Source organism: Chryseobacterium sp. (assembly GCF_022712095.1).
Taxonomy (GTDB): domain Bacteria; phylum Bacteroidota; class Bacteroidia; order Flavobacteriales; family Weeksellaceae; genus Chryseobacterium.
Window position 1 is genome coordinate 1 of sequence record NZ_JALAHD010000128.1, and the last position, 6,365, is coordinate 6,365.

General features: G+C 37.1%; 7 protein-coding genes. 6 read left to right on the forward strand and 1 reads right to left on the reverse strand.

Features of this window, described 5'->3' with window-relative positions:
* Positions 1-9: 9 nt before the first annotated feature.
* From Q0A18_RS06410 to Q0A18_RS06420, 3 genes are read left to right on the forward strand one after another with little or no spacing between them, the layout of a single operon-like run.
* Entirely contained in the window at positions 10-888 is an 879-nt protein-coding gene (locus Q0A18_RS06410) for a DMT family transporter (RefSeq protein WP_292009323.1), read from the forward strand.
* Between the two features lie 14 nt (positions 889-902).
* Positions 903-1,985: a PorV/PorQ family protein gene (locus tag Q0A18_RS06415; RefSeq protein WP_292009317.1), complete on the forward strand. Its 1,083-nt coding sequence runs from the start codon at positions 903-905 to the stop codon at positions 1,983-1,985.
* A 37-nt stretch (positions 1,986-2,022) separates the two neighbouring features.
* On the forward strand, positions 2,023-2,784 hold the full coding sequence (locus tag Q0A18_RS06420; protein WP_292009318.1) for a hypothetical protein: 762 nt from the start codon (positions 2,023-2,025) through the stop codon (positions 2,782-2,784).
* Between the two features lie 43 nt (positions 2,785-2,827).
* Here the strand turns inward: Q0A18_RS06420 and uvrC are convergent, their stop codons facing one another.
* Positions 2,828-4,621, reverse strand: coding sequence for an excinuclease ABC subunit UvrC (uvrC, locus tag Q0A18_RS06425; RefSeq protein ID WP_292009319.1), 1,794 nt, complete (start codon positions 4,619-4,621; stop codon positions 2,828-2,830).
* Positions 4,622-4,964: 343 nt separating this feature from the next.
* On the opposite strand from uvrC, the gene Q0A18_RS06430 reads away from it, so the two are divergent.
* The 3 genes from Q0A18_RS06430 to Q0A18_RS06440 form a co-directional block, all read left to right on the forward strand.
* Positions 4,965-5,276, forward strand: coding sequence for a phage head-tail connector protein (locus Q0A18_RS06430; protein ID WP_292009320.1), 312 nt, complete (start codon positions 4,965-4,967; stop codon positions 5,274-5,276).
* The gene (locus Q0A18_RS06435; protein WP_292009321.1) at positions 5,266-5,637 is read left to right on the forward strand and encodes a hypothetical protein; all 372 of its coding nucleotides are present in this window, start codon (positions 5,266-5,268) and stop codon (positions 5,635-5,637) included. The genes Q0A18_RS06430 and Q0A18_RS06435 overlap by 11 nt, the downstream gene beginning before the upstream one ends.
* A gap of 358 nt (positions 5,638-5,995) precedes the next feature.
* The coding region (locus Q0A18_RS06440) for a hypothetical protein (RefSeq protein WP_292009322.1) at positions 5,996-6,365 on the forward strand (370 nt) is incomplete at its 3' end.

Genomic DNA, 6,365 nt, shown 5'->3' on the forward strand with positions numbered 1-6,365 from the left:
ATATTCTATATGCAAAAATTGGCTCTCTTCAGGCTGCATTTGATTGTGTTTTTATGGGGATTTACTGCTATTCTGGGAAAGCTTATTCAGGTGAATGCACAAATTTTAGTGTTTTACAGAATGTTGTTTGCTGCCATATGCTTATATTTTTTTATAAGGGTAATTAAAAAAGAGAGTATTAAGGTTTCCCGGAAACTTTTTTTTCAACTGGCGGGTGTAGGCTGTTTTATGGCTTTTCACTGGCTCTGTTTCTTTTATTCCATTAAAGTTTCAAATGTTTCTATTGCCTTAAGCTGTTTATCTCTATCTACCTTATTTGCCTCCATCATGGAACCAATTATTTTTAAAAGGAAAATTGATGTTTCAGAGGTAGTAATGGGAGTAGTTATAGTAGCTTGTATTCTATTGATCTTTAAAACAGAATTTCAATATAAAGAAGGAATTTTTTATGGTGTTTTGTGTGCTATATTCGGGACTGTGTTTTCTGTTTTTAATGGAAAACTGTTTGGAAAAACAAGTTCGGGAAATATTATTTTTTATGAGATTTTCTGTGGATGGGCTATTCTATCTGTATTCTATTTATTTACAGGACAAATGTATCAGATGGATGAAATAAATTTCAGGGATATTTCGTTAATAGCATTGTTAGCCAGTCTGTTTACTGCCTTTCCAATGTTTGAATCAGTTAAATTAATGAAATACATTTCCCCTTTTACTTTAATTTTAACGGTTAATTTGGAACCTGTTTACGGAATTATATTAGCTTTCTTTATCTTTGGCGAATCAGAGCATATGAGTCCTATATTTTACATAGCTTCTTTTGTAATGATTCTGGCCATTGTTGTAAACGGATTAATAAAGGCAAGAAAACAAAAAAATCTTAACTAAGAGTTCAATTTTATATGATAAAAAAATACCTTTTATTATTATTTTCCTTGATATTTGGATTTTCTCATTCTCAGATTATCAGAAAATATTCTAATGAATTTCTCAACATAGGAGCAGGAGCTCGGGGATTAGGAATGGGAGGAGCTGTAATTTCTAATCAGGATGATGTATATTCTCCAATGTGGAATCCGGCCGGTCTAATGTCGATTGAGAGAGACTGGCAAGGAGCGGCCATGCACGCTGAATACTTTGAATCAATTGCAAAATATGATTATTTGGCATATGCTAAAACTTTAGAAACAGGTGTTTTTGGAATTTCTATTGTAAGATTAGGAGTTGATAACATACTTAATACTACTCAGATGATTGATGCAGAAGGGAATATTGATTATGATAAGATTACTAAATTTTCCCAGTCCGACTATGCAGCAATATTTTCTTATGCCTTTAATCCGGGTGGAAATCCTAAGCTGGATGTAGGGGTTAATGCCAAATTAGTGTATAGAAATGTAGGAAAGTTTGCGAACGGGTATGGCTTCGGATTTGATGTGGGAGCTATTTATAAAGCAGATAACGGATGGAAATTCGGAGGTATGCTGCGGGATGTCACTACTACAGTCAATTTCTGGACAATCAATCAGAATGAGCTTTCTACAGTGGTTAATGGAGAAGAATTCAACCCCGCACCTACTGATAAGATGGAATTAACGATGCCTAAATTAAATGCAGGAGCAAGCAAAATGTTTGATATCAATAGCAGTCTTTATGTTTTGCCAGAAGCTGGAATTAATGTAGATTTTGCTAAAACAGCAGCTTTGATTTCTACAGATTTTGCTAGTATAACTCCTTATGCTGGAGCTGAGTTAGGATACCAGAAAATGATTTTTGTAAGATTAGGTATTAACCGTTTTCAAAATGTAACAGATATAGAAGATCTTAAAAGAAAGGTTTCCTTTCAGCCCAGTGCGGGTATAGGAATACGCTATAGAGGATTAACTCTTGACTATGCTATTACCAATTCCGGAATAGGCGGATCTAATTTTTATTCTAACTTTTTCTCTCTTAAGCTGGATATGGGAGCATTTAGAAATGATTAACACTTATATTTGTATAAATTTTTAAATTAAAATTTAAATGAAAAAGACATTTATCTTCATATTTTCTTTTGGGTTAAGCCTTGTTTTCGGACAGAAGGTTTCTGATTTCCGATATGTTCACATCTCTGAAAAATTTGAAAGCTTTAAAGATAATCAATATGGTTTGGCTCCCTTTTTATCAAAAGCTTTGAAGGGAAAGAAGTATGTAATAGTGGAGGGATCAAAAGATAACTGGCCTTCTGAACTTAAGCAAAGTCCTTGTAATGTGATCAATGCTGAAGTTTTGAATGACAGTAGTTTTCTCAGAAACAAAGTAAAGCTTCAGTTTAAAGATTGCAATGATAAAGAAATACTTTCCACAAAAGGTTCTTCAAGCATCAAAGATTATGAAGAAGGATATCGGGATGCTTTAATCCAGGCTTTGATTGCTGTCCCTGTTTCAAATCCGGTTAACAATATTGCCGTTGAACCTAAGAACGAAATTAAACAAGAGGTAATTGAGAAAGAAACAGTAGCTGAAATCTCAGCACTACCTGTGGAAAATGCCGGTGCACAAAAGTTTAGCAATGGAAAACTAAACTTACAGAGAATACAGATTGATAATGCTCAGTTTATTTTGGCAGATGCCAATAGCTCTGTTCCCTATGCTACTTTTAAAATTACTGGGAAGAAGGATGTTTTCAGAGTGAAACTGGCCAATGGGCTGAATACGATAGGATATTGGGAAAATGGAAATATGGTGATTGAGCTTCCTGTTTCAGGAGATGAGTATACGAAAGAAGTTTTCTACAAAAAATAAGAAAATGCTCTCCTTGGAGGGCATTTTTTATTTATTATATATTTTAATCATTATTGAAAAAATTATAGATTACCAGTGCTTTACCTTTCCCCAGAATTTCTTCTAAAGTTTCTAAGCTGGATTCTTTGATACGTTTTACAGATTTAAGCTTGGATAATAAAAGCTCAATGGTTTTTTCACCAACTCCGGGAATTTCTTCCAACTCAGATTTTATAGTTGAATTTTTTCTTCTCGTTCTGTGATGCTTTACTCCAAATCGGTGGGCTTCATCCCTTACTCTTTGTAAGATTTTTAATGTTTCAGATTTCTTATCAAGATACAAAGGAATAGAATCTTCAGGAAAATATATTTCTTCTAAACGTTTAGCAATACCTATTACAGTTACTTTTCCATATAAACCCAGTAGCTTCAGGCTTTTAACGGCTGATGAAAGCTGTCCTTTTCCTCCGTCAATCAAGATGAGCTGGGGTAAGCTTTCTCCTTCATCCAGCATTCTTTTATAACGGCGGTAAATAACTTCTTCCATCGTAGCAAAGTCATTGGGGCCTTCCACTGTTTTTGGATGAAAAATTCTGTAATCTGCTTTACTTGCTTTTCCGTCTTTAAAAACAACGCATGAAGATACGGGATTTGTTCCCTGGATATTGGAGTTGTCAAAGCCTTCAATATGTCTTGGTTCGACAGGCATTCTCAGAAGTTTCTGCATTTCTGCCATGATTCGGTTGGTGTGTCGCTCCGGATCTACGATCTGGACCTGTTTTAATTTTTCAAGACGGTATTCTTTAGCATTTTTTTCAGATAGCTCGACGATTCTCTTTTTATCACCTACTTTGGGTACAATGAGCTTAACATTGGGAATTTCAACAGATAAATGGAAGGGGAGAAGTACTTCTTTAGAATCTGAAGCAAATTTTTGCCGGATTTCAATCAGAGCTTCTTCCAGGATATCTTCATCACTTTCCTCTAGTATCTTTTTGATCTCTGTAGTAAAACTCTGAATGATATTACCGTTTCTTATTTTAAAGAAATTAACATAGGCTGCTGTTTCATCACTGGTCATCCCAAAAACATCCACATCATCAATATTGGGATTCACCACTGTATGTTTAGATTGGTAATCCTCAAGAATATCCAGTCTTTCTTTAATGAGCTGTGCATTTTCAAACTGGAGGTTTGAAGCATATTTCATCATTTGAGCAACCAGATAGTCTTTTGCTTTACGGAAATCTCCTTTTATGATTCCGCGTATAGCATCTACTTTCTCATCATATTCTTCTTTGCTTTCCAGCCCTTCGCACGGTCCTTCACAGTTTTTAATATGGTACTCCAGACATACTTTGTATTTTCCTTCTTCTATTTTATTAGGGGAAAGGTTAAGGTTACATGTTCTTAATTTGTAAATATGCTTAATAGTATCCAGTAAAACTTTGGCCGGGCGAACTTTCGCATAAGGTCCATAATATTCGGATCCGTCTTTAATCATATTTCTGGTAAGAAAAATGCGGGGAAAGTCTTCATTTTTGATACATATCCATGGATAGGTTTTATCATCCTTCAGCATGACATTGTAAAAAGGCTGATGTTCTTTGATCAGATTATTCTCCAATAAAAGAGCATCATATTCACTGTTTACAATAGTAGTTTCCAGTCGCTGGATTTTTCCGACCATTATTTTGGTCCTGTATCCGGAAAGAGTTTTATTAAAGTAGGAGAGAACCCTCTTTTTAAGATTTTTAGCTTTTCCCACATATAAAAGCTGATCATTTTTATCATAATAACGATAAACACCCGGCTCAGATGGTAAAGTTTTGAGTTGTAGTTCTAAAGAAGGATTCATATAGCAAAATTACGGAATACAGTTGTGATTTAAAAGTATATGAATATAAAGAAACGTTTGCTATGAAACGCGCTGTTCTTTATGCAATTGATATGCTTGGAAATGGTGAGCCAGTAGATAATTATTCTGCCCAAGTGTATGACATCGCAATCCCAGCCGAAGGTGGCACTGAAGGAGAAACTGAGCCTGAAACACCCTGATCATGCCTCTACCCAAGGGGCTAAGTTAGAGATTCCGAATAGTTCTTGGACGGTGCTAAAGCTCAAAGCATGGCTAGATCAAGAAGGAATCGCCTATGAGTCTGGCGACTTGAAAGCTGATTTGCTACGAAAGGCGGGGGTTGATGATGTCTGATACACCTGAAAAAATCGACGAAAAGACGGATGCTCTATTAAGCGATCTTAAGGCCCGTATGAAGATTTTTCATTCTTCCGAAGATTATTATCTTAAATCTATTTTGGAAGCCTCCACGGCTGAAATTTTTGAGCTTTGTGGGAAATTTGAGTTGTCAACATATCCACGAGGAAAAGAACTGATTTTAGAGCGATCAAGGTACGCTTACAATGATCAATTGGAGTATTTTTATCCAAACTTTCAAGAGTCCATTATAAATATCAGCTTTGATTTGATGGAAGGTGACAGTGATGGCAATTGACCCAAAATACAAGAGACAGAAGACCGGTGCGGGTGAACTCCGCACGCCGGTCTTTTTTTATGAGTACGTACCAGCTGATGGTCCTGAACCTGGGGACGAAGAACAAAAATCGCTCTATGAAGCGATGGCAGAAGTTTACAATCCATCGATGAAAGACTGGGAACTGCTGAACACAAAAAATACGAAACGAGCGGTCACAATCAATATTCGAGATCCGCTATTGGACTATCAACCAACGAATAAGCACGTTGTCGAATTGGATGATATCCACTTTGCCGGAATCCGCTGGAATGTGATCGATGTGCAGCCAAGTCCACGAGATAGTCGCCTAATCAAGATCATTCTTGGAGTGACATCATGAGTTCCGTCACTGGTACAGAGGAAATCTTGAGAAATTTGGAAGCAAAGTTGGGACCCGCTCGAACGAATCGAGTGGTCAATAAGGCACTGCGAGACACTGCCGATGAGATCGTTCTCTTTTCAAAGGAGGCAGTCGCATACTACCGAGACAGCGGAGCTACCTATGATGAGGTCGTCAAAGGAAACGTCAAGGGAGCGTCATCTGGTATCAAGTCGATTGATGTCGGGTGGAAAGGGGATATGTCTCGTTGGAGACTAGTCCACCTGAACGAGTTTGGTTACACCCGCTTTGGGAAATACGTCCGACCTCAAGGAATGGGTGCAGTTCAAAAGGCTGCTGACAAAGCGAAATCGGCGGCATGGAAAAATATGCGCGACGGATTGGGGGAATTGGCAAAATGAGCAAAGACTTACTGGATATGGTCTATCAGATTATTACTGAAAACGAGAACGTCATGCGATTTGTGGAAAAAAAGCAAATCAAATACTACGAGGTCTCAGAAAATTTGGATATGACAAAACCGTTTGTAGTTATTGACCCGCTGGGCCCCCCTGATGGTGCCGCATATTCGTCAAACAATGAACTGTCCCAACGAGTAATTTACCAGATCAATGTCGAAGGCCCCGTTCGGAAAGATGTCAAACGGATCCAACAAATGATCAAAGCCGCTTTTGCCGAGCGAAGAATACGGCAAATTACAGGTGGTCTTGATGAATATTTTGAAGAAA